The organism is Microbacterium sp. zg-YB36 (assembly GCF_024623575.2).
Lineage (GTDB): Bacteria > Actinomycetota > Actinomycetes > Actinomycetales > Microbacteriaceae > Microbacterium.
The window spans coordinates 1,164,502-1,184,366 of record NZ_JANJFD020000001.1 but is presented as its reverse complement, the minus strand read 5'-3'; the positions used below and the strand labels follow the sequence as shown (position 1 = coordinate 1,184,366).

At 65.8% G+C, this 19,865-nt stretch carries 27 protein-coding genes; 15 read left to right on the top strand and 12 right to left on the bottom strand.

All coding sequences use genetic code 11. The features are described from left to right. Positions 1–3: 3 nt before the first annotated feature. The 4 genes from NQ151_RS05810 to NQ151_RS05795 all read right to left on the bottom strand — a co-directional run bounded on the left by NQ151_RS05810 (position 4) and on the right by NQ151_RS05795 (position 2,308). Positions 4–438 carry a VOC family protein gene (locus NQ151_RS05810; protein WP_257527308.1) on the bottom strand — a complete coding sequence of 145 codons (435 nt, stop codon included), beginning with the start codon at positions 436–438 and terminating at the stop codon, positions 4–6. A gap of 92 nt (positions 439–530) precedes the next feature. Beyond that, positions 531–1,175 carry a hypothetical protein gene (locus NQ151_RS05805; protein WP_257527307.1) on the bottom strand — a complete coding sequence of 215 codons (645 nt, stop codon included), beginning with the start codon at positions 1,173–1,175 and terminating at the stop codon, positions 531–533. Between the two features lie 54 nt (positions 1,176–1,229). After that, entirely contained in the window at positions 1,230–1,400 is a 171-nt protein-coding gene (locus NQ151_RS05800) for a hypothetical protein (protein WP_257508156.1), read from the bottom strand. A gap of 71 nt (positions 1,401–1,471) precedes the next feature. Next, positions 1,472–2,308 carry a zinc-ribbon domain-containing protein gene (locus tag NQ151_RS05795; RefSeq protein WP_257527306.1) on the bottom strand — a complete coding sequence of 279 codons (837 nt, stop codon included), beginning with the start codon at positions 2,306–2,308 and terminating at the stop codon, positions 1,472–1,474. A gap of 88 nt (positions 2,309–2,396) precedes the next feature. Between NQ151_RS05795 and dinB the strand changes: the two genes are divergently transcribed. The 5 genes from dinB to NQ151_RS05770 all read left to right on the top strand — a co-directional run bounded on the left by dinB (position 2,397) and on the right by NQ151_RS05770 (position 5,786). Next, the gene (gene dinB / locus NQ151_RS05790) at positions 2,397–3,593 is read left to right on the top strand and encodes a DNA polymerase IV (protein WP_257527839.1); all 1,197 of its coding nucleotides are present in this window, start codon (positions 2,397–2,399) and stop codon (positions 3,591–3,593) included. A gap of 36 nt (positions 3,594–3,629) precedes the next feature. Next, positions 3,630–3,770 (top strand): hypothetical protein, encoded by a 141-nt coding sequence (locus NQ151_RS05785; protein ID WP_257508158.1) that lies wholly within the window; start codon positions 3,630–3,632, stop codon positions 3,768–3,770. Between the two features lie 166 nt (positions 3,771–3,936). Next, positions 3,937–4,503, top strand: a complete 567-nt coding sequence (locus tag NQ151_RS05780; RefSeq protein WP_257508159.1) for an RNA polymerase sigma factor — start codon at positions 3,937–3,939, stop codon at positions 4,501–4,503. Continuing rightward, the gene (locus NQ151_RS05775) at positions 4,503–5,123 is read left to right on the top strand and encodes a hypothetical protein (RefSeq protein ID WP_257527305.1); all 621 of its coding nucleotides are present in this window, start codon (positions 4,503–4,505) and stop codon (positions 5,121–5,123) included. Before NQ151_RS05780 ends, NQ151_RS05775 begins: the two co-directional genes overlap by 1 nt. Before the next feature lie 75 nt (positions 5,124–5,198). Continuing rightward, a complete protein-coding gene (locus NQ151_RS05770; protein ID WP_257527304.1) occupies positions 5,199–5,786 on the top strand; it encodes a hypothetical protein in 588 nt (195 codons plus the stop codon). Positions 5,787–5,902: 116 nt separating this feature from the next. On the opposite strand, the gene NQ151_RS05765 is transcribed toward NQ151_RS05770, so the two are convergent. After that, on the bottom strand, positions 5,903–6,553 hold the full coding sequence (locus tag NQ151_RS05765; protein ID WP_257527302.1) for a TetR/AcrR family transcriptional regulator: 651 nt from the start codon (positions 6,551–6,553) through the stop codon (positions 5,903–5,905). Positions 6,554–6,692: 139 nt separating this feature from the next. Here NQ151_RS05765 and NQ151_RS05760 point away from each other — a divergent pair, with 139 nt between their 5' ends. From NQ151_RS05760 to NQ151_RS05745, 4 genes are all read left to right on the top strand, one after another. Beyond that, positions 6,693–7,706 (top strand): NAD(P)-dependent alcohol dehydrogenase, encoded by a 1,014-nt coding sequence (locus NQ151_RS05760; RefSeq protein ID WP_257527301.1) that lies wholly within the window; start codon positions 6,693–6,695, stop codon positions 7,704–7,706. Positions 7,707–7,799: 93 nt separating this feature from the next. Next, positions 7,800–8,288 carry a DUF6326 family protein gene (locus tag NQ151_RS05755; RefSeq protein WP_257527300.1) on the top strand — a complete coding sequence of 163 codons (489 nt, stop codon included), beginning with the start codon at positions 7,800–7,802 and terminating at the stop codon, positions 8,286–8,288. 121 nt (positions 8,289–8,409) lie between these two features. Next, positions 8,410–9,105, top strand: coding sequence for a hypothetical protein (locus NQ151_RS05750; RefSeq protein WP_257527299.1), 696 nt, complete (start codon positions 8,410–8,412; stop codon positions 9,103–9,105). 275 nt (positions 9,106–9,380) lie between these two features. After that, the gene (locus tag NQ151_RS05745) at positions 9,381–9,857 is read left to right on the top strand and encodes a hypothetical protein (RefSeq protein WP_257527298.1); all 477 of its coding nucleotides are present in this window, start codon (positions 9,381–9,383) and stop codon (positions 9,855–9,857) included. 115 nt (positions 9,858–9,972) lie between these two features. On the opposite strand, the gene NQ151_RS05740 is transcribed toward NQ151_RS05745, so the two are convergent. Further along, the gene (locus NQ151_RS05740; protein WP_257527297.1) at positions 9,973–10,719 is read right to left on the bottom strand and encodes an alpha/beta fold hydrolase; all 747 of its coding nucleotides are present in this window, start codon (positions 10,717–10,719) and stop codon (positions 9,973–9,975) included. Between the two features lie 65 nt (positions 10,720–10,784). Here NQ151_RS05740 and NQ151_RS05735 point away from each other — a divergent pair, with 65 nt between their 5' ends. Together NQ151_RS05735 and NQ151_RS05730 are read left to right on the top strand one after the other, a co-directional pair. Further along, the gene (locus tag NQ151_RS05735; protein ID WP_257527838.1) at positions 10,785–11,393 is read left to right on the top strand and encodes a recombinase family protein; all 609 of its coding nucleotides are present in this window, start codon (positions 10,785–10,787) and stop codon (positions 11,391–11,393) included. Positions 11,394–11,733: 340 nt separating this feature from the next. After that, complete coding sequence (locus NQ151_RS05730; protein ID WP_257508168.1) at positions 11,734–12,498, top strand: class I SAM-dependent methyltransferase; 765 nt, start codon at positions 11,734–11,736, stop codon at positions 12,496–12,498. A 117-nt stretch (positions 12,499–12,615) separates the two neighbouring features. Here NQ151_RS05730 and NQ151_RS05725 read toward each other — a convergent pair whose 3' ends face one another. The 3 genes from NQ151_RS05725 to NQ151_RS05715 form a co-directional block, all read right to left on the bottom strand. After that, positions 12,616–12,897, bottom strand: a complete 282-nt coding sequence (locus NQ151_RS05725; protein ID WP_257508169.1) for a hypothetical protein — start codon at positions 12,895–12,897, stop codon at positions 12,616–12,618. Between the two features lie 149 nt (positions 12,898–13,046). Beyond that, positions 13,047–13,955: a serine hydrolase domain-containing protein gene (locus NQ151_RS05720; protein ID WP_257527296.1), complete on the bottom strand. Its 909-nt coding sequence runs from the start codon at positions 13,953–13,955 to the stop codon at positions 13,047–13,049. A gap of 247 nt (positions 13,956–14,202) precedes the next feature. Further along, a complete protein-coding gene (locus NQ151_RS05715; RefSeq protein ID WP_257527295.1) occupies positions 14,203–14,418 on the bottom strand; it encodes an AsnC family protein in 216 nt (71 codons plus the stop codon). Positions 14,419–14,787: 369 nt separating this feature from the next. On the opposite strand from NQ151_RS05715, the gene NQ151_RS05710 reads away from it, so the two are divergent. Both NQ151_RS05710 and NQ151_RS05705 read left to right on the top strand, forming a co-directional pair. Beyond that, the gene (locus NQ151_RS05710; RefSeq protein WP_257527294.1) at positions 14,788–15,222 is read left to right on the top strand and encodes a hypothetical protein; all 435 of its coding nucleotides are present in this window, start codon (positions 14,788–14,790) and stop codon (positions 15,220–15,222) included. After that, the gene (locus NQ151_RS05705) at positions 15,219–15,512 is read left to right on the top strand and encodes a transcriptional regulator (RefSeq protein ID WP_257508172.1); all 294 of its coding nucleotides are present in this window, start codon (positions 15,219–15,221) and stop codon (positions 15,510–15,512) included. The genes NQ151_RS05710 and NQ151_RS05705 overlap by 4 nt, the downstream gene beginning before the upstream one ends. Here NQ151_RS05705 and NQ151_RS05700 read toward each other — a convergent pair. Both NQ151_RS05700 and NQ151_RS05695 read right to left on the bottom strand, forming a co-directional pair. After that, positions 15,499–15,819 carry a hypothetical protein gene (locus NQ151_RS05700; protein ID WP_257527292.1) on the bottom strand — a complete coding sequence of 107 codons (321 nt, stop codon included), beginning with the start codon at positions 15,817–15,819 and terminating at the stop codon, positions 15,499–15,501. The genes NQ151_RS05705 and NQ151_RS05700 overlap by 14 nt on opposite strands. Continuing rightward, complete coding sequence (locus NQ151_RS05695; protein WP_257527291.1) at positions 15,816–16,484, bottom strand: hypothetical protein; 669 nt, start codon at positions 16,482–16,484, stop codon at positions 15,816–15,818. Before NQ151_RS05695 ends, NQ151_RS05700 begins: the two co-directional genes overlap by 4 nt. Positions 16,485–16,937: 453 nt before the next feature. Between NQ151_RS05695 and NQ151_RS05690 the strand changes: the two genes are divergently transcribed. Continuing rightward, positions 16,938–17,207 (top strand): hypothetical protein, encoded by a 270-nt coding sequence (locus NQ151_RS05690; RefSeq protein WP_257527290.1) that lies wholly within the window; start codon positions 16,938–16,940, stop codon positions 17,205–17,207. Between the two features lie 30 nt (positions 17,208–17,237). On the opposite strand, the gene NQ151_RS05685 is transcribed toward NQ151_RS05690, so the two are convergent. Next, positions 17,238–17,441 carry a hypothetical protein gene (locus NQ151_RS05685; protein ID WP_257527289.1) on the bottom strand — a complete coding sequence of 68 codons (204 nt, stop codon included), beginning with the start codon at positions 17,439–17,441 and terminating at the stop codon, positions 17,238–17,240. A 562-nt stretch (positions 17,442–18,003) separates the two neighbouring features. On the opposite strand from NQ151_RS05685, the gene NQ151_RS05680 reads away from it, so the two are divergent. Next, positions 18,004–19,740: a hypothetical protein gene (locus NQ151_RS05680; protein WP_257527288.1), complete on the top strand. Its 1,737-nt coding sequence runs from the start codon at positions 18,004–18,006 to the stop codon at positions 19,738–19,740. Positions 19,741–19,865: the final 125 nt, after the last annotated feature.

The following is a 19,865-nucleotide window of genomic DNA, read 5'->3' as shown; positions in this document are numbered from 1 at the left end:
GGCTCAAGCCTGCACCGACTGGGCGAGCATCACGAGGATGCCGCTGGGCCCGCGCACGTAGGTGAGCTTGTACATGTCCTCGTAGGTCGCCACTCCCCGGAGCGGAAAGCAGCCGTGCCGCGCGGCGATCGCGAGGGCTTCGTCGATGTCGTCGACGGAGAAGGCGACGCGGTGCATGCCGATCTCGTTCGGCAGGGTGGGTTCAGTCTCGATCGCTTGGGGGTGGATGTACTCGAAGAGCTCGAGCTGGCCGTGCCCGTCCGGCGTATCGAGCACGGCGATGCGGGCATGGTTGCCGTCGAGGCCCACGGCGGTGTCGGCCCACTCGCCGCTCACCGTGTCGCGCCCGAGCACGGTGAGACCGAGGTCGGTGAAGAAGGCGATCGTCGCTTCGAGGTCGCGCACGGCGATGCCGACGTTCACCAGCTGGATGCTCATGCGACGGATGGTAGCCGCGACCGGTGCCCGATCACAGGCGTCTCTAGGCGGTCGCGTTGAGCGCGGCGCGAGCGCGGGTGGCGGCAAGGCTCCTACGAGGAGCCCTCCACGACACGGGTGACAGCCGCGAGGGCGAGGTTCGCCGCGGTCTCGTGTGACAGAGCCGTGCCGTCGGCGATCGCCCACACATTCGCGTCGAAGGCGTAGGCGATCGTCGACCCGAGTTCGTCCTCGATGGACATCGAGAACACCGGGATGCCGCCGCGGGTGGTCGCGGTGTACACGGCAGCGGAACTCAGCGCGTCAACCAGGCTCTCGCTCGCGCCGGGAGCGATCAGCGCCACGGAGACGTACGCGCCGGAGTCGGTCTGCGGAACGCCGTAGCTGCAGGCGACGGTGGCGGATGCCGAAGCGAAGGTCTGCCGTGCAACCGGACCGGGTAAGTGGCTCCCGTCAAACTCCTCCAGGTCACCGAAGGCTTCGGCGTTCGGCATCTGCGCGGTGTTCCTGACCTGGTCGAGCGTGAGCAGGTTCGCGCAGTCGGGAAGCGTCGTGACCTCCGCCGTCGCTGGGGTCGGAGTCGGAGCCGGAGTCGGGGTCACGGGCGGGGAGGTCGCCGGACTCGGCGTGTTCGAGCTCGCCGTGTCCGAGCGCTGCGGCGCCGGTTGATTCGTGCATCCGGCGAGCACGGCGGCGACGGCGAGAAGGCCGAGCAGGCTGGGCAGGGTCCGACGCATGGTCTGACTGTGGGGGAGGATGACCTCGCGCGTCAAGACCGGTGTCGCCGAGATCTACTCCCGACCGGAGTCGCCGTGGTCGATGTCGGGCTTGGCCCGGAGCACGTCGGCGATCTCTTCCTCCGGCCGCGGCGCGACCGTCTGGTCGTCCTCGATTTCGGGGATCGTCGACTCGCCCCGATCGGGAACGTGGTCGGGAGAGTGGTGCTCATTCGCGGATGCCATGGGGAGTCCTTTGTTCGGCGACTTCAGGCTACCCACACCCCTGATCTCGCTCCGGGCCTGGCGCCCTCCGGTCAGACACGATAAGCGTCCACCATGAGCGGGCCGCGGATGTCACGCAGCGCCTCGATCAGTCGCTCGACGGTGCGGCGGCTCGTCGTGGCCCCGGTGATGTCGTGCGGCCCGAGCGGCGGCAGCGCGCCCGCGCGCAGGCGCACCACTTCCCAGCCGGCTGCGCGCAGCAGTCGGTCCTTGCGGCGGTCCGTCTCCTCACGCTGTCCGACGTGCTCCAGACCGAACTTGCCGGTCGTGTCGTACTCGACGGCCACGCGCAACTCGGGCAGCAGCATGTCGGGCCACACCTCGAGGTGCTCGAAGAAGGGACGGGAGACGCGCACAGCGTTCATGCCGCCGGTGACGGCAAGCGTGCCGAAGAGGGCGGCGCGGATCTTCTCCTCCGCGGCCGACGCCGGTTTCGGCGCACAGGTGCTGACGAAGGCGGTACCCACCGGGACGTCCGGAGTCTTCGGGCAGACCTGCTTGCGCCGGGGAGCACGTGGCTGTGGCGCGTCGGGGGAGCGCGCCTGGGCCGGGGCGAAGCGCTGCTGCACGGCGCCGGCGGTGCAATCCGGGCACCATGCCGAGCGTCGCCGACGGCCCTCGGGGCGCTCGCGCTGCTCCGTCGGGGTGGCGACGAACAGATGGCCGGCCTCGCACTGCCAGAGCAGCAGCACGTCCGCGGCCGGCGGGATCTGCGACAGCACGATGCCGGCGTTGAGCTCGGGGTGGTACTGCCGCACGAGCATCGGATACGACGCCCACGCGTCGTGATAGGTGCCGACGTCGTACGGCACCGCGCGGCCGCGGGAGAACTGCCGCCGCGCCCACCAATCCTCGATGCGCTCCGTCATGTCACGGAGGGTACGACCCGCCCCCGACATCGCGAGGGCGGTGTCCGCCGTGCGTGGCACGATCCACATCACGGAGGAGGAGGCCGATATGCGAGGCGAGGCCACCGTGCTGCACGCCGATCTCGACGCGTTCTACGCGTCGGTCGAGCAGCGCGACGCACCGGCGCTCCGCGGTCGTCCCGTCATCGTCGGCGGTGGTGTGGTGCTGGCGGCGAGCTATGAGGCGAAGGCGCGAGGAGTGCGGACCGCGATGGGCGGCCGGCAGGCGCGCGAGTTGTGTCCGGATGCCGTTGTCGTGCCGCCGCGCATGGATGCCTACACCGCTGCCAGCCGTGCCGTGTTCGCGATCTTCCACGAGACCACGCCGCTCGTCGAAGGACTCTCGATCGACGAGGCGTTCCTCGAGGTCGGGGGCCTCCGGCGCCTCGTTGGTACACCCGAGCAGATCGCGGTGCGCCTGCGCGAGCGCGTCCGCCTCGAGGTCGGCCTGCCGATCTCGGTCGGCGTCGCGCGCACCAAGTTCCTCGCCAAAGTCGCGAGCGCCGTCAGCAAGCCCGACGGGCTGCTCGTGGTCGAGCCCGACGGTGAGGAGGCGTTCTTGCTACCCCTCCCCGTCGAGCGACTGTGGGGTGTCGGCGCCGTCACCGCGGACAAGCTGCACCGGCTCGGCATCCGGACCGTCGGTCAACTGGCCGAACTCGAGACCGCGACCGCCGAGCGCTTGCTGGGTGGGGCCGTCGGAGCGCACCTGCACGCGATGGCGCGGTTGCGCGATCCGCGCCCCGTCGTCACGACCAGGCGTCGGGGCTCGATCGGTTCGCAGCGTGCGCTCGGCATCCGCCCGCGCACCGCCGAGGAGCTCGACGTCATCCTGACGCAGATCGTCGACAGGGTCGCGCGCCGCCTGCGCGACGGGGAGCGCGGATGCCGCACTGTCGTGCTGCGGCTGCGGTTCGGGGACTTCACGAAGGCGACGAGGTCGCGCAGCCTGCGGTCGCCGTCCGACCGCACCGCGGTGCTGCTGGCCGTGGCCCGAGCGCTGCTGGATGCCTCGCAGCCCGAGATCGCGGCGCGTGGCATCACCCTGATCGGCATCTCGTTCACGCAGCTGGCGCGCGGGGAGGAGCTTCCGCCCGAGCTGCCCATCGACTGGGGCGATGGCGCGCACCTGGATGCCGTGTTCGACACGGTCCGGGATCGTTTCGGTTCCGCGTCGCTCGGCCGGGCGACCCAGCTCGGGCGCGACCCGGGGTGGTCGACGCCGGTGCTCCCTGAGCACGAGTGACCGGTGCGTGCTCCACCGCGTCCCTACGCTGGGGGCATGGAGATGCGCCCTTCAGAGACGTGGAGCTGCCCGACCTGCGGCGACCAGCTGAAGTTCGAGATCCTCGACGATGAGCGATTCCTCGTCGCCTGGTCGTGTGTCACCTGCGGTCTCATCCGGACGACTGAGCCGATTTGACGGGGCTCGGCGCAGGTGATCCGGCATCCAGACCCGAGGCGTCGAGCCTCTCGCGGGATCCCTGAGCGGACGCTGGTTACGCGATCGTTGACATACGACTCGCCGGGGGATTGCTCAACGCGTGAAGGACGTGTGACTATTCGGCCGGCTCCGGACATTATGGAGTGTGTCGGAAGACTCGGATGAGGTGGTGTGGCGGCTGGTGCTGTCGGGAGACAGCCGCTGTTACGGCATGATCTGGGACCGGCATCGGGACCGCATCTTCCGGCACCTGGTTGCGAGCGGGAACAGCCCGAGCAATGCCGAGGATCTGACGGCGGCGGCGTTCCTCGAGCTGTGGCGGCGGCGGGGCTCGGTGAGGTTCGTGGATGGTTCCCTGCTGCCCTGGTTGATCGTCACGGCGCAGAACATCTCGAGGAACGCCGCCCGTGCCGCCCGCCGGTACCAGCGGTTCCTCACAGCACTTCCCCCGCCACCGGTGATGCCCGACCCCGCCGACCCGATCGCTGATCGCGATGATGTGCACCTGATCGCTTTGCGTGCTGCGATCGCCGCCGCGCGCCCTGCGGACGCGACGCTTCTCGCCATGACGGCGCTGGAGGGATTCACCACCCGCGAGGCCGCGACCGCGCTCGGACTTTCCGAGTCGGCCGCGAAGATGCGGCTCAGTCGGCTCCGTGCCCGGCTCAGGAGTGCGGTCACTGCACAACCGATCCGTGAAGGAGGCTCGTGATGGTCGACTTCACCCCGAGACGCGCCGACTCGATCAGGGCTGCCCTGATCAATCACGTTGCCGAGAACCGACGGCCGAGACGGCGCCGTGCCCTCTGGGCTGCGGGACTCGTGCTCGCTGGGGCACTGGCCGGTGCCGGGGCGTCGGCGGCCGCTCTTGCCCCCGCTGGCCTCTTCGCACCCGCTGACGTGCAGCCACGTGTACCCAACTATGGGCCTGGACCGGAGTACGTACTCGCGCTGCAGGCAGTCGGCGCCGACGTGGATGAGCCGAAGGACCCGCACGGCACGCTCACCATGCTCGGTCTCAGCCCTGGCGAGCTGCGGCAGTACGAGAACTTCCGCGGCCTCAGCATCTGGAGTGGAGAATCGCGCCACGGCAGGGCTTGCCTGCTCGTAGCCCACCCCGTGCAGGGACTCCTGGAGGGGATCGGCGACGCACGCTGTTCCCCGGAAGGCCTCGACACCATCGCTGACCTGACGCTGTGCTCCGGGTGCTCAGCCCCGGACGTCTTCGACGGCCTGCCGACTGGCAGTCTGATTCGATTCGTGCTCAAGGGCGACCACGTCGACGTCTACGTATATGTGAGGGCCGCCTATCCGATTTCGTCGTCTGGGTAGGGACGTACCGCGACACTGATCCGGTTCCTGGCATCGAACAGTCAACCGGCTGAGCCGAACCGAAAGGACACGCCGATGGACGAGTCGACAAGTGCAAGGAACAGCGAACCGGCCGGTTGGCAGGCAGCGGGCCGGGCTTCGGATCCGTCCCCGGCTGCGGCGCTCCACACCAAGCCACGAGATCCGCACAAGGCGCAGGTTCGACGGATCCTGCCGTGGGTCGTCACCGCGGCCGCCGTGCTGGTGGCGGGTATCGCAATCGCCGCTCTCCTCATCGACAACGCCAGCGAACCCACACCCGTCGCACAGCTCGCGCCGCAGACCGATTCCGCCCAGGGCACCATTCCGCTGGACGACGAGACCGCCCGCAACTGGGGAGTGACGGAGGCTGACTTCGTCTCGCACGGCTCGTACGGTGACTTGCAGATTTGGAGTACAACAGCGCCGGAGGCGAAGCGGTGCCTCGCGGTGGTCGTGGAGAATCGTATTTCGGTGTTCAACTGTGCCGCGCCGACACTCGACACAATTGCCGATTTCGACATCGACCCCAACTTGGTTCCACCCGCGCCGTCCGGTGAACCTGCGTCAAACGTCCGATTCGTCCTTCACGATGAAATCGTCGACGTGTACCTGGCACCTAATCCTGAGGGCGGATTCTTCTGACGCCAGTCCTACATGGCCTCCGGTACTCCACGGTCACCGTCAGCGTCGCCGGCGAGGTTGACGATCGGGTTCGGGCGGCGGTGCAGAGCCCTCGCCGCCAACCGTAAGCGTCGCCGCTATGCGGAGGCTCTCAGAGGCTCGAGAGCGGCCAGGACGAGGTCGAGGCCGAAGATGAACTCCTCCGCCGGGTCATAGCCGGCAGCGACGAGTCCCAAGGCGGACTCGTTGAGGAAGGGGAACTGATCAGGAGGAAGCTGAGGCAGGTAGACGTCCTCGGTCATGTCGGCGAGTTCGTCGGCGGTGTCGAACGGCAGGCTGGCTTCCTGCAGGGCGTGACCGTAGACATAGCTGTTGAGCAACCAGTTGGCGTGTGTCGCCATCAAGACTGAGAACCCGGCCTTTCGCAGGCAGGCGGTGACCGCTTCGCGGTGGCGAAGGTTCGCGGGCCCGGGCCTGGTCCGCGACTCCATAAGGGCGATCGCCCAGGGGTGGCGGGCGAGAACCCGTCGTGTGGATACCGCCTCCCGTCGCATCGCCGACTGCCAGTCGGCTTCTTCGAGCGGGGGTTCGATCTCCTGGAACACGATGTCGATCATGGCGTCCAGCAGGTCGTCCTTGCTTGCCACGTAGTGGTAAAGCGACATAGCGCCCGCGCCGAGTGCGCCGGCCAGGCGGCGCATGCTCAAGCCGTCGACCCCCTCGCGGTCGGCGAGCCGCACCGCCTCGGACACCACCCGCTGCTTGCTCAGCCCCGCGTCTGATGCCACCGGGCGTTGTTCCTTCGCAGACACAGGTCTCCTCGCTGGCTAGAACCGCTTGACAAGCGTACAGCGTACGGCGATAGTACATCGTACGACGTACGGTGTACGAGCAGCGAGGGTCGCGGCTCGGTGTGAGGAGGCTTCGGTGGGTATCGAACAGCAATTGAATGCGGGAAAACACCTGGCGACCATGCGGGCCGTCGTCCAGCACCGATACGGCCCGCCCTCAGTGCTCGCGTTGTCCGAGGTCGCGATCCCGGTTCCGGGTTCAGGCGGTGTGCTCGTCCGGGTGAGCGCGGCCTCGGTGCATCCTGGCGACTACTTCGTCATGACCGGGAAGCCGTACATGGTGCGTCTGGTGTTCGGGCTCCGCCGGCCACGCCACGGCATCCCCGGCATGGACCTCGCCGGCGTCGTGGCGGCGGTCGGAAGCGATGTCACCGCCCTCCGCCCCGGCGACGAGGTGTTCGGATGGAGCACCGCTGGAGCGCTCGCGGAGTACGCCTGCGTCCCGGCGGACAACCTGGTGCCGGTGCCCGCCAACGTGTCGGTCGTCCAGGGCGCAGCGGTGCCCACGTCGGCCATGACGGCGCTGCAGGCGTTGCGCAAGATCGCGAACGTCCAACCAGGCCAGACGGTGCTGGTCACGGGCGCGTCCGGCGGCGTGGGCTCCTTCGCCGTCCAGATCGCCAAGGCTTTCGGCGCCGAGGTGACCGGTGTGTGCAGCACCCGCAACGTCGACTTGGTCCGATCGCTCGGCGCCGACCACGTCGTCGACTACACGAGGACCGACTTCACCCGGAGCGAGAAGCGCTACGACGTCATCCTCGACAACGTGGAAGCTCAGCCCCTCGCGGCTGTCCGCCGAGCGCTGACGCTCACCGGCATCCTGATCCCCAACAGTGGACGAGGTGGCCGCTGGCTCGGCCCCATCCGTCGGATCGTCAAAGCGCGCCTGCTGTCCGGGTTCACCCGTCAGCGACTGAAGCCCTTCACGTCGATCGGGAAGCGTCAGGACCTGCTCGCCCTGGCCGACCTGCTCACGACGGGGCAGGTCAGGGCGGTCATCGATCGCACCTGCGCCCTCGATGAAGCTGCCGACGCCCTCCGCTACGTCGCGGCGGGCCACACCCAAGGGAAGGTCGTGATCACCGTCTGACGAGCAGACCGACGAGAACGCCCATTTGTGCGTACGGACCACAGACCTTCCCCCACTCCGGGGCACGGACCGCTCCTGAAGGAAGAAGAACCGATGATCACCCGAACAAGCACCCCGAAACTGCTCGACAACGCGCCGATCCCCGTCCAGGCCAAGCTCGCGGCAGCCTGGACCAGCCTCATGTTCCTCATCATCTACATCGACTATTTCCACCTCTATCAGCCCGGCGAAATCGACGACATCCGGGGTGGCATCATCTTCGAGTTCGACATCAGCGGCACATTGATGTCCATCTTCTTCGTGATCATCGCGGTCCCGGCCTTGATGGTGATGCTCTCCATGACGCTGCCCGCCCGGGTGAACCGCGTCACGAACCTCGTCATTGGATTGCTGTACATCCCCGCCGTCGGGATGAACTTCCTGGGGGCGCTCCCGGACTATGCCTTCTATTACGCCCTCACCATCGGAGTCGAGGTGCTGATCCTGGCCCTCATCCTGCGCTCCGCCTGGACGTGGCCTCGCACCGTCGCCGTTCCCGCCGGTGTTGCGACGGCCGACCTTCGACAGGGCCTTCGACAGTAGGTATCCGTTGGAGCCCTACGGCGTGAAACCGCCTCGCTGTACACCGGACCTGCTCGTGAAACGAAGACCGCGCAACTGCTCGCAATCCGCCGGTCAAGCGACCGCAACCAAGGAGTATGAGATGACATCCCCGAAGAACACCGCCACCGCCCCAGCCCGCAGTGGGTTCGCTCAAGGACGGCTCGTCGGTGCCGCGGCGATCGGGTTCGCGGTGTTGTGGGTGAGCGAGAACGCGTTGTTCGCGGCAACGGTCCCGCCGACCTACGGTGCGCCGATCGAAGAAGTGCTGGCCTACTACGCGGCCAACCGCAATACGGTCGCGATCGTGTCCGGTCTGGTGGCCCTGTACCTGCCGCTGCTGCTCGTGTTCGTGACGGGCCTGCACGGCCTGGTGGAGCGACGCGGAGGGGCGGGCGCGGACTGGTCGCGCCTCGCCATGGCCGCTGGCGCGACGCTGTCGGCCATCTTCGTGCTTTTCAACGTGACCCAGATCGGGCTCTCGCTCTTCGCCGGCGGGCTGGACGAGCCGGCGCCCGCTTTCGAGCTCGTCTGGCAGATTCACGCGGCGGCGTTCGGGCTGGCGCTGCCGATGATCGGCACCACCTGCATCGGCGTGGCCCTCGCCGCGCACGCGAGCGGGCTGACTCCGGCGTGGCAGCGCTTGCTGGGCCTGGGGGGCGGGAGCCTGCTGCTGGCCGCGGGGCTCGGCAATCTCGCGATCGCCGACGGCTCGGCGCTGATCTTCGTTGGGCTCCTGGGGTTCGCCGCCTGGCTCGTCTGGCTGCTCGTGACCGGCATGCGCCTTATCCGATCGTGACCAAGATAGGGCGGCGGAGTAGGCGCTGGATGGGGCCGAGCGTTATCCGCGCGTCGACCGACCCTCTTGTACGGGCTCGGGCGGGGTGCGAGCCTCAGCCCCGTGCCAGATGAGCGACCGGGCGCGTCCGTAAGCCCATCGACCTGCGCGACAACGATGCCGCGTTCAAACGACCGGCTTGCCGGCGCAGTGATGAAATCGCAACGGCGCCGCGTCCATTAGCCGGATCGATGTCTACTCATGCAAAAGCGACCCCGACGTAGGCTGTCCCTGACATGAAAGACAGCGATGCGGGTGTTCGGTACGTCCCGCTTGATCCCGACGCGGCCCGTACCGAGCCCGCCAAACGTCTGCCGTTTGACCTTTCCACACTGTCCGTGACAGGTCTGGTCATCATCTGTGAGATCGATGACCCGCCCCCGGGGAACTCCAGGCCAACCATGAGCATGAAAATGACTCAATTTCTACGGCTGTCGGATGAATCGATGATTCGCCTCGACATGGATCGCGGAGTCAACACCTTCAAGTACGGGTACACCGAACCGGTCTCGTGGAAACGAACTTCGGCAGATGTCATCTCAGAAGTGCTAACGCTGGTGCAAGGTGATGAGCCCGACCCCGGGGTCTTTCCCTGGGAAGAATACTCGCAGGCCGCAAAGCTGCGCGGAATCTCAGTTGGGGCCGAGACGCTGCGGGACCTCCCGCACACGGTGCTGTTCTCAGATGAACTCGCCACGATCTTCGAATTCTGAACGACGCCCATCCCGCGGACAACAAATTGGCCGGCTCTCAGAGGTCATCCACTAATGGGCACTGCGCGGGAGCGCCCCTGGCGGGCAGGCATGACCTGGTCCGACTGGCATGGGCTTACGGACGCGTCCGCCAGTCGCTCATCTGGCGATCGAGTTCCGACACGACGACACGTGGGTCTGAGAGGGGGATGTCGTGCGCAGCACCCTCCACGGTGAGCAGGGTGCTCCCGGGTAGAGCTGACGAGGTCAGACCGGCAGAGTCGTGCATCAGCTTCCTCTCCCGTGCCCCGACGAGGATGCTGGCGGAGCCCGGGTAGTCGCTCCATGTTGAGGGAAGTGTGAATCGAATGTTCTCACTGACGCTGGCGAGGAGGGTTTCGCGTGAGGTCGTCGCGCTGTCGCGCAGGTATTCAGCCCAAAGGTCCTTCGGGATGCCGAGTTGGCGGGCTTGAGCTTCGGCGAACCATCGCTGACGGGAGAGTGGTGCAGCCAGTGCCAGCAGACCGAGCGTGGGACCGGGGAGTGGTGCGGGTTTGGTTTCTGCGCTGATTATCGTGGCGCTCCGTACGAGGTGGGGTACCTCCGACGCGAGCAAGATCGTGAGTTGTGCTCCTAGTGAGAACCCGACGACGTGCGCTCCCTGCGGGGCGTGACGTTCAATGACCACACGCAATTCTTCGACCGTGGCCTGATGCGAAACGTACGGATGGGAAGCACTGCGGCCGAATCCGGGGAGGTCGGGAACGATCGTTTTCACTGCAGAATTCAGCAGCGCACGTGTGGGTGACCACATCCACCCGCTGACACCGGCTCCATGGAGCATCAGCACCGGTTCGTCGCCATCGCCCACGTCTATGTACATCAGGCCATCATCCCGCGAGGGGTCCTCATCGTGTGGCGTCGGTAGCGCGGCACGACGCTGGGCCTATGGATGGAATACAGATTGGATACGCCAGGGTCTCGACCACGGATCAGGACCTGACCGCTCAACGCGACGCACTGCTGCGTTTGGGCGTTCACGACGCGCACATCTACGTCGACCACGGCATGACCGGCGCGAATCGCGCCCGACCGGGATTGCGGGAGGCGCTTGCCGCGGTGCGAAGCGGAGACACCCTCGTCGTAACGAAACTCGACCGGCTCGCCCGGTCGCTGAGAGATGCGCGCGAGCTCGCGGATGAGCTGACGTCGAAAGGCGTCGCACTCAGCCTCGGCGGGAACCGATACGATCCCACCGATCCCGTTGGTCGACTGCTGTTCAACGTGCTCGCCATGGTGGCGGAGTTCGAGCGGGACCTGATCAGCATGCGCACCCGGGAGGGGATGGCGGTCGCCCGCGCCAAAGGGAGGCTGAAGGGAAAGCAGCCGAAGCTGTCGAAGACGCAGCGCGGCCTGCTGTTCGAGGTGCACGATCGAGGCGAGTACACCCAGACCGAGATCGCGGAACTGTTCAGCGTCTCGCGCGCCACCGTTTACCGCGAGCTTCAGCATCGCCGTGAGAAGTTCCTCGCATCCTGCGAAGCGCACATCTTCTAGCGCCCTTGGAGCCGCGGTCGCCCAACTCGAGCGTCCGACCCGACACGGCCGCGGCCCGCTGGGAGATCCTCCTGCGTGCGGCCTCGAGAGGTCAGCGACGGACGTGAACTCCCTGCCATCAAACAAGGTCGGCGCCGATGCATGATCGTTTGGTCGGCGAATCGTGAATGAATGCGGTCGGCCAACCCGCTCCCGAAGGGCACGGATGGGTGGTGCTGGTCGGCGTGGATTCGTGGCGCGCCGTACTATTCGCGCGTACCGATCTTGGAGGATGCTTCCGCTGCCTGCACTGATCGGGCGGTCCCTTCCACCGATGGGTCGGGGGACGTACGGTGTGCGCATGGGATTCGAGGGCGCAGCGGTCGATTACGACCGCTTCATGGGTCGCTATTCCGAGCTGTTGAGCTCCCCATTTTCGGATTTTGCGGGTGTCCAGCAGGGTCAGCGCGTGCTCGATGTGGGGTGCGGGCCCGGGGCGCTGACAGCTGAGCTCGTCGCTCGACTGGGAGCGGCGGCCGTCACCGGAGTCGAGCCCTCAGTCTCGTACTCAGCGGCGGCGCGGGAGCGCTTTCCGGGAGCACGAATCGAGATGGCGGCTGCGGGCGATCTTCCCTTCGAAGATGCCGAGTTCGACGTCGCGTTGGCGCAACTGGTGGTCCACTTCATGAGCGACCCGGTGCACGACCTTCGGGAAGTGGCGCGGGTGGTCCGCCCCGGCGGCGTGGTTGCAGCGTGCGTATGGGACCACGCCGGGGGTACCAGTCCGCTTAGTCAATTCTGGGAGGTGCTCAGCACGGTCGATCCGGACGCGCCGTCCGAATCCGAGCGCCCGGGTACTCGACGGGGACAGCTCGGCCGCTACCTGGCTGCGGCCGGGCTCCGTGAGATCGCCGAGACCGTATTGACGGTGCGCGTGCTTCATCCGACCTTCGAAGACTGGTGGCAACCCTACGAGCGCGGCGTGGGTCCGGTCGGGGCGTACATCGCGTCGCTTGACGACGCGGGACGGCTGCGATTGCAACACACGCTTCGGTCCGAGATGCCGCCCGCCCCGTTCGAAGTCACGGGGTCAGCGTGGACAGCGCGGGGGACTGTGCCCGCGTAGCCGTAGAGGCGCAACTCAGGATGCCCTGCAGGCGGGACCCTGGATTCTCTGGAGAGCGCAGATCCCGTCCTCCCGAGGGTCAACGGCGTAACCACGGAGGTGCAATTGCCGGTCCTCCTACGCCCCGTCAATTTGGCGCAGAAGACGGTCGAGGTCGTCCAACTCTTGTCGGATCTCTACCATGGCCGCCGGCGTGAATCTCGGTACCTGCAGATGGAGGATGGCGTCGGCCGCTATCTCGCTGACGCCGAAAGCTTCGGCGACCGCTGACCTTGCTGCCGCGGCATCACCGTCGACGCTGGCGCAGACGTGCAGCAGCTCACCAGTGCGCTCGAGGACGGTGACGTAATCGCGGAGAATCTGTCGGCGCGTTAGCAGATTGTTGCGGTCTTGGTTCATGGGCTCCCCGTAGCGAGCTACGGGCATCCGTCACCGCGACGCTGATTGACGGGTTCAAGCACCGTTACTCAGCCCTAGTCGTGCCCGCATGGGATCCGCTTGCGCATCGAGAAGCAGCCCCGGCTATCGGTAGATCGAGTGCAGCCTCATCAGTCGAGGACTGCCGATCCACTAGCTACGAGTTCCTCGAGAAGACGAAAGCCCGGACGGTCCACGGCTGCGTGCCGTGCGGAAAGCACGGCCACACCGATGCGGGCTTCCCTGTCGATACCGATCCAGCTACTGAACCCCCCAGTCGCGCCGTTGTGCCACGTGATTGTGCGGCTGCGGTACGGCATAGTAATCCATGCGGCGCCGATCCGGACCCTTGAGGAGAAATCTGCAACGGGTTCGAGCGCGGTGACACCCGGAGCAGTGTGATCCAGGATCGATCGCAGGAGGTCTCCTATGGTGCCTATGTTTGCCCGGATGCCGCCTGCCGGAGCCAGAGCCTCGCCGACCCACGGCTGGACCAGGCGGCCAAGCCGGGAGGTTCCCCGGAGGTCTGCGTCATCAAGGTCGTCCTGACGCGACGGCGTCCAATACCCGGGGCCAAAGACCTCACGGAGGAGTCGGCCGTACTTTCGCCCGTCAGCACTCGCGGTCGCGTGCCCGAGAAGTTGAAACCCGAGGTTTGAGTACCGAGGTCGCGTCGACCCTACGCGTACGTCCCGCGTCTGCTCGAGGAGCTCAGCGAGGGTCTCGCCGTACGGATTCTCCCCGCGGATCGAGAACGCCAGACTGCGACGTAGAACGGGCATCCCGGGCGCCAGGCGTGGGAGGCCAGATCCGTGGACGGCCAGCGAGCCGAGGGGCACCGCGGCGACGGGTCCGAACCCGTTCAGAGGAAGCAAATCCCCCAGCGTCGTCTTCGGCGAAACTACGCCGCGCTGAAGCGCGTCGGAATACAGCATGCCGGTGAGCGCCTTCGAGACCGACCCGATCTCGAAGGTGTCTTTCACCTCGGTCCCCGCAGTTGCAACGAAGACCCGCTGCGGAGAAGCGACCGCGATCGCCACCGGCCACGATGGCCGGAGTACCCGATTAGCCGGGCGGAGCAACTCCGCGTCCCCTGTCCACTCCCATGGCTGCATGAGATCCTCCTCGGGGCGCTCCGCACGCCCGTATATGCCAAGAGCCTGTCAACATACGTTGACGCGTCCTCTTCGCTGAACGTAGTGCATGAAGGTCTATTGCGTCAACATTCATTGACGAGTCGCGTTGGTGCGCCCATCAGGACATCGATGGGCGGCTGCGCCGCCAGCCCTACTGCTTGCCGTATTTACGATGCACGGCCTGCTTTGTCACGCCGAGACACTCCGCTATTGCCTCCCACGACAGGCCAGCCTGGCGGGCGCTGCGGACGAGACCAGCTTCGGTGCGGGCGACCTCGCCCCGGAGCTGGGTGACGGCCCGTAGTGCGGCGGCCGGACCCTTGCCAGACAGGGAATCGACGAGCCCATAGAGTTTCTCCGCGGTCATCTGTCAAAGATAGTTGACGGATATCCGCAGACGGCGAAGAGCTTCACGTCAGGATTTGTTACCCAGCGCGAAGTGTCGACAAGTCGAAGCCCGACCACCCTCCGCATTTGCAGCGATGCATGAATGGATCCCTCAGCGGGCACTGAACGATCCGAAGGTGACGCGGGCGCACGTTGGCTCGATGCGTTTCGACCGGCCTCTCGCCTCGATGTTGCACGCCTTCTCACCGAAAACGATCGTTTTCGGCAGCCCCTGGGTGGCCTCAGTGTGTTCGGCTAGTCCCAGTTTCGCTCTCCGCATCTACTTGCGTACATGCCAACTAGATGCCATGCTTGCAACTGCAACGTCCACACAGCAAGGAAGCGACGCATGAGTTCCCATGAAGTAGACCCGCAGGACGCCGCCGCCACGCTTGCGCAAACCGACCGGCTTGCCGCAAAGATGAGCAAGGACGTCTACGCGATGCGTGTCGCTATGGTGAGCCTGTCCGCTGCAACCGCCTTCGGGCTGCTCATCATCGGGCTGGTTCCGTCGATCGGGGCGATCATCGCCGGCACCGCCGCGATCGTCGCTGCAACCGTTCCGGTTTCGCTCGTTGGAGCAACCGCACGAGCACGTGACCGTGCGTTCTCTCGACGCTACGTTCTCACCATCGGCTGCTGGGGGCTGCTCTTTGCCGCGACGATCGTCATCGGCATGCTTCTCTTCCCCCATGTGTGGGGCTTCTGGATCCCCGCGGCGATCCTGTGCGCAATCCCGCCGGTCGCCTTCGTCATCACAGGGAGCCGAGCGGTCCGCTCATGACACACCCACGATCCGAGCTCGACAAGGAGCTCCTCTCGCCTCTCCGCCTCTCGGTCCTCGCCGCTCTCTCCCGCGTGGGGGAGGCCGAGTTCGCCGCCATTCGGGATGCAATCGAGACGAACGATGCCGAGCTTTCGCGACAACTCACCCGACTGTCTGAAGTCGGCTACCTCCTGATCGATAAACAGCGCTCCGGCCGCTACATGAAGACATGGCTCTCCCTCACAGAGGAAGGTCGCGTCGCCCTCACTTCACATATCGCGGCGCTCAAGCGGATCACAGACATCTGAGACCTCTATCGCTGTTCAGCAACGCCCGGAAGAGGTTCGCCTGGGCGACTTCGGCGCCGCCACAGAGTGATAGCAGAACACCGCCTCGAAGCGATTTAGCTTTAGTGCGCACCGGGCGGTCGACGTCGGTCAGCCCACCGCTAACGATCATTTCCGGTTCCGCTGAACGACGCCAGGCGATCATCATCGTCTCTGCGAGGAGATCGGCCGCGTCTGCCGAAACATCAACCCGACGTTCGAAGAACGCGAGCAAATCGGCAGCATTCAGGGCCAGAGCGTCGCGCACCCGCTCGTCGTGGGCGGTCACCCCTCCGCTCCAGGGCACTTCGTTTCGGCCTCAAGCCCGAGCAATCCCTGGCCGCCTCTTGGGTCCAGCCCGCGACGCTCGAGTTCATCGAAGATGACCTCACGGAGGGCCTTTTGTACAGCCATGGAGTACTCGCGGTCCGGGGACGGGTAGTACTCCGTGCCGTACCAAGCAGGGACATCGATGCCCTCGTCGGTTTCCATCCACACGTCCCGGTTACTGCGCGCCGCCGCGATCTCCTCGTCGATGTCGATGGCGTCCATGACATCGAGACCCGCAAGGTACTTCAGGATGTCTGTCTCCTGGCTCTCGAACTCGGGCGACAGGCTGAGCCCGCCGATCCGCGACTCACACGTCTTTCCGCTGGGCAGCGTGTAGGAGAACTCGACCGCAGGGGTTTCCGCCCATGGGAAGATCCAGTTCGTGCCGGCGCTGGCAGCGGCGACGCCCGCCCCCGTCAGAAGCAAAGCCCCGACAATTGCACCCGTTGCCACGCCTGGGCGGTTCCACCGATCTGCCCGGCGCGCCAGCGCATCGTCGGTCCTTGCGGCCACAGTCATCCGCGCGAGCTCGTCTTCCACTCGATTGCTGACTGTCGTCGTCTTCGGTGCTGCGGATTGCAGCACCTGCTCGAAGTCCTCGTCGAGTGGGTCGTCCATGTCCATGATGATCCTCCAGATGCACTCATCACGTACATGTCCGGCCAGGGCCGTCGCGTCCACGGGGGATAGCGAATGTTGAGTCGTCAGGAACCGAAGTGGGGAGAAGACGAACGCAGAAGTTGCTTACTTCCCAACTACACCCGCGCCGGTAACGATCGTTTTCGGCGGGCTTACCATCCGGCACGATAGGCGCGCGACACGCCGTTGGATCGGGCCACCGAAAACCCCCACCGAAACGGCGGTCCGCCGAAACGCTCCTCAGACGTTTTCGGCGCGCTCTCGCCGTCGCTACGTTTGGTCCGGCTTCCATCCCGGATCCGCAAACCGGCAGTGCCCGCAAGCGGGACCCGAGCAAGCACCGGTGACCATTCTGCTCGATGTGCGGGCACGCGGCGTCACGAGCCGGGAGCCCTTTTGGCACGCGTCGGAGTCGGAGGCGTCTTGTAGCCTCGCAGCATGCGCCTGCAGGAATCTATGAACGCCGACGAGGCTCCCGTGACGGCAACGCTCTATGCGCTTATGGAGGGTCAGCGCGCGGACATGCGGCTGTTGCGAAAGGATGCCAAAGAGCAGCTCGGAGAAGATCTGACGCCGCACCAGCGTGCGATCCTCCTCGAAGCGGAGACCGACAGCATGTGGCATGTGTTCGACGCGTTCCTCGAGGCGGTGCACAAGCTGGAGACGGGTACCGGCTTCACTTCCAGGCTCGAACTCGACGCTGACTGAGCAAGTTAGCGCGAGCGTCCTGCCGGGCGGCTAGCGGGTGATGAGGTCCTCTGTCGCGATGTAGTGCACCTCGTTGTGGTCGAGGTTCGAGATGCGCGCGTACCGCTCGCCGTAGAAGTTCATCTCATTCAAGGGCTCACCCTCGTAGAGTTCGACGATCTCACGCCCAACCTCGGAGCCAATGCGTCCGTTCATTCGGGCGAAGATGGCGACATAGGTGGTCGGGAGCGTCATGCGCCAAAGGTACACGGACCTTGTGTCGTCGATGACGCAGTCCGATCAGACTCACGACTTTCATCGAACCGGAAGATCTTGTGGGCGAGCGATCCCCATTAGGGCCAAGCACGGTGAAGGTGCGTGCCCGGGAGACTAGAAAGGTCGGGGTGGATGGCGATCGCTCGCAGGCAGCTTCTTCAGTTGTCCGTAATCCGAACCTCGCCGCCTGACTCCGTCCACCAAGCGGTGTGCTTCTCGCCGGACACATCCCGCCACCGCGTTGCGTGGTCGGCCGCATCGGGAATCGGCAAGTTCGCGTGGCCAGCAGGCAGGGCGCACTGAAAATCGCCATTGCGTGATCCGCAGGCAGAGCTCGGGACGGTCATGCCGCGACTGTATCAGCGCACGTTTAGTCACTGCCGGCATTCTTATCCGGGCATCGCTCGTTGAGCGGACCGCCTCGTTCAAGCCAGGTCGGATGTCACCCTGCTCAGTCAGCAGTCCCGACGTACATGTGCTGAGCTGGACTCGGTGCATTGCGAATGTGGCGTTCGCGTTCGGCAACAGGCCAGGATGGAGTGTGCCTGATCCGGACGAGGTTGCTCACCCGAAGCCAACATTGGCGACGGTTCGAGAGCTGTACTCGCACGCGTTCACCTGCGCACAGCCGGAGTGCGCGGAATGGCTGTACCGGCAAGAGTCGGGTGTTGCGCGACCGGTGCTGAACAGCCGGGTCTCGCACATTCATGCGAGGCAGCCGGGCGGGCCGCGCTGGAAGCCGGGGATGTCATCGGAAGATAACCGGTCGGTCAAGAACCTGCTCTTGATGTGCATCCCGCACTCGTACGAGATTGATGAGCACGAGGCCCGATTTTCGCCGGAGTTGTTGCAGGAGTGGCGGGTTGGACAGATTCAGGAGTACTTCGACCGTCGTCATGGTTGGCCGATCGACGAGGACGAGGCCGTTGAGGTATTGGCGGCCTCGTTCGACTCTCCGCCGATCGCGGCGCCGGTGCTGAGGTCGGTCGTTGAGGCTGCAGAGTTGTATGCGCTTCGGGCTCTGGGTACTAGATCTGGGCCGGCAGCCGCTGCGGCGGCTTGGCGGAGGACGCGTGCCGAGGCGAACGCGATGGTGCTCGCCTACGACGACGACGGTAATCGTGTGTTCGTGGAGCCGTCGAACATGGAGCGGCAGCAGCATGAGCGAGCGGTGCTTGCGGCGCTGGATGGGGTGCGGGCGGTGGTGGGGCCTCTGTACGAAGACGTCCTGGCGAAGGTCGCGACCGCCCGGCACACCTCCTTACGGTCGGGTCCTTGGTGCGACTGGGTTGCACGTGCTGTCGACGAGCTCCTTGCTGCTGCCTCAACCTGGCCTTGGGTACCGCCGTACGAAGACACTGACCGGCTGAGCGAGGCTGCTGCCGAGGTGCGTGCGGCGGTCAGCGGGCTCGCATCATCGCTTCGTGGAGAGAACCCGCCTGCGCCGCCGACTGTGCCGGAGCCGGTTGCAAGCAAGGAGGACGAAACTCGTGCTGCTCTCGCTGAGGCAATGGCATCGCACAACGCCCTCCTGGAACGGGCCCGGCCGTGGGCCCGAGTAAAGACAAAGGCATACGACCCCGACCTGCGCGCTGAGCTCGTTGTGGCAGCCGACGAGGTGACGCTAATACCGCAAGTGTGGTCCACCTATGGGTTCGCGTTGGGTTCTGTCGCCAGCCTTGCTGCCTCCGTCGCGCGGAACGCCACTGGCGAAGAGGTGGCGGCACTCATCAGCGAGGACCGCGCGCGCCGGCCGTTGGTAGTTGCCGCGGCGCTATTGGTGGAGCTGTGGCAAGAGATGATCGCCGCCGAACGTGGCGACCTGGCCAACCTGGCCCGCGAGAGCCTTCTCGAGGAGCTCGCGGCCCAGGACTGGTCGGCCGAGAACGCATGGGTCGGGAACTACGTGCATGGGGCGAAGATATTCACAGCGTGGTCGCACTGGGCGTCAGCTGACGCGGTGAAGGGTGCGCTTTCGGGTGCGCTGGACGCCGCACCCGCGCGTCTGGACGATGTCGTGCTCACATGCGCCTCCTGGTTAGAACGTGAGAGCAGAGTCGATGGGTCGCGGCATGCTGCGCGCTCCTATCGTGAACTGCCGCATTGGTTTCCGACCGAAGCCCTCGTCCGCGCGGCTGCGGTCCAGTATCCACACGTGGTCGCCACGACCTCCGACTACGACGACGGCGTCCCCGAAGGGACGCCCGAGGTGGAGCACCACCTGAGCCACATCCTTCGCCTGGCAACCGGACCTACCGCACAGACTGGTGACGGTTGAATCGGCCTGACTTTCGTTCCGTTCTTCAACCAAGGATTCCCAAGCAAGGATAGGAACTCGATCAACAGTGAGGCCCTCGTCTCCGATTGGCTCGACGCCTCGATTGATGCTGGTTCCCAGGTCAC

Excerpts from the sequence above, each read along its gene's own strand:
- NQ151_RS05695 (WP_257527291.1), bottom strand. The coding sequence starts at position 16,484 with ATGGACATGGACGACCCACTCGACGAGGACTTCGAGCAGGTGCTGCAA.
- NQ151_RS05690 (WP_257527290.1), top strand. The coding sequence starts at position 16,938 with ATGCGCCTGCAGGAATCTATGAACGCCGACGAGGCTCCCGTGACGGCA.
- NQ151_RS05750 (WP_257527299.1), top strand. The coding sequence starts at position 8,410 with ATGACATCCCCGAAGAACACCGCCACCGCCCCAGCCCGCAGTGGGTTC.
- NQ151_RS05775 (WP_257527305.1), top strand. The coding sequence starts at position 4,503 with ATGGTCGACTTCACCCCGAGACGCGCCGACTCGATCAGGGCTGCCCTG.
- NQ151_RS05745 (WP_257527298.1), top strand. The coding sequence starts at position 9,381 with ATGAAAGACAGCGATGCGGGTGTTCGGTACGTCCCGCTTGATCCCGAC.
- NQ151_RS05735 (WP_257527838.1), top strand. The coding sequence starts at position 10,785 with ATGGATGGAATACAGATTGGATACGCCAGGGTCTCGACCACGGATCAG.
- NQ151_RS05810 (WP_257527308.1), bottom strand. The coding sequence starts at position 438 with ATGAGCATCCAGCTGGTGAACGTCGGCATCGCCGTGCGCGACCTCGAA.
- NQ151_RS05795 (WP_257527306.1), bottom strand. The coding sequence starts at position 2,308 with ATGACGGAGCGCATCGAGGATTGGTGGGCGCGGCGGCAGTTCTCCCGC.
- dinB (WP_257527839.1), top strand. The coding sequence starts at position 2,397 with ATGCGAGGCGAGGCCACCGTGCTGCACGCCGATCTCGACGCGTTCTAC.
- NQ151_RS05725 (WP_257508169.1), bottom strand. The coding sequence starts at position 12,897 with ATGAACCAAGACCGCAACAATCTGCTAACGCGCCGACAGATTCTCCGC.
- NQ151_RS05710 (WP_257527294.1), top strand. The coding sequence starts at position 14,788 with ATGAGTTCCCATGAAGTAGACCCGCAGGACGCCGCCGCCACGCTTGCG.
- NQ151_RS05715 (WP_257527295.1), bottom strand. The coding sequence starts at position 14,418 with ATGACCGCGGAGAAACTCTATGGGCTCGTCGATTCCCTGTCTGGCAAG.
- NQ151_RS05770 (WP_257527304.1), top strand. The coding sequence starts at position 5,199 with ATGGACGAGTCGACAAGTGCAAGGAACAGCGAACCGGCCGGTTGGCAG.
- NQ151_RS05730 (WP_257508168.1), top strand. The coding sequence starts at position 11,734 with ATGGGATTCGAGGGCGCAGCGGTCGATTACGACCGCTTCATGGGTCGC.
- NQ151_RS05705 (WP_257508172.1), top strand. The coding sequence starts at position 15,219 with ATGACACACCCACGATCCGAGCTCGACAAGGAGCTCCTCTCGCCTCTC.
- NQ151_RS05685 (WP_257527289.1), bottom strand. The coding sequence starts at position 17,441 with ATGACGCTCCCGACCACCTATGTCGCCATCTTCGCCCGAATGAACGGA.
- NQ151_RS05755 (WP_257527300.1), top strand. The coding sequence starts at position 7,800 with ATGATCACCCGAACAAGCACCCCGAAACTGCTCGACAACGCGCCGATC.
- NQ151_RS05785 (WP_257508158.1), top strand. The coding sequence starts at position 3,630 with ATGGAGATGCGCCCTTCAGAGACGTGGAGCTGCCCGACCTGCGGCGAC.
- NQ151_RS05800 (WP_257508156.1), bottom strand. The coding sequence starts at position 1,400 with ATGGCATCCGCGAATGAGCACCACTCTCCCGACCACGTTCCCGATCGG.
- NQ151_RS05740 (WP_257527297.1), bottom strand. The coding sequence starts at position 10,719 with ATGTACATAGACGTGGGCGATGGCGACGAACCGGTGCTGATGCTCCAT.
- NQ151_RS05805 (WP_257527307.1), bottom strand. The coding sequence starts at position 1,175 with ATGCGTCGGACCCTGCCCAGCCTGCTCGGCCTTCTCGCCGTCGCCGCC.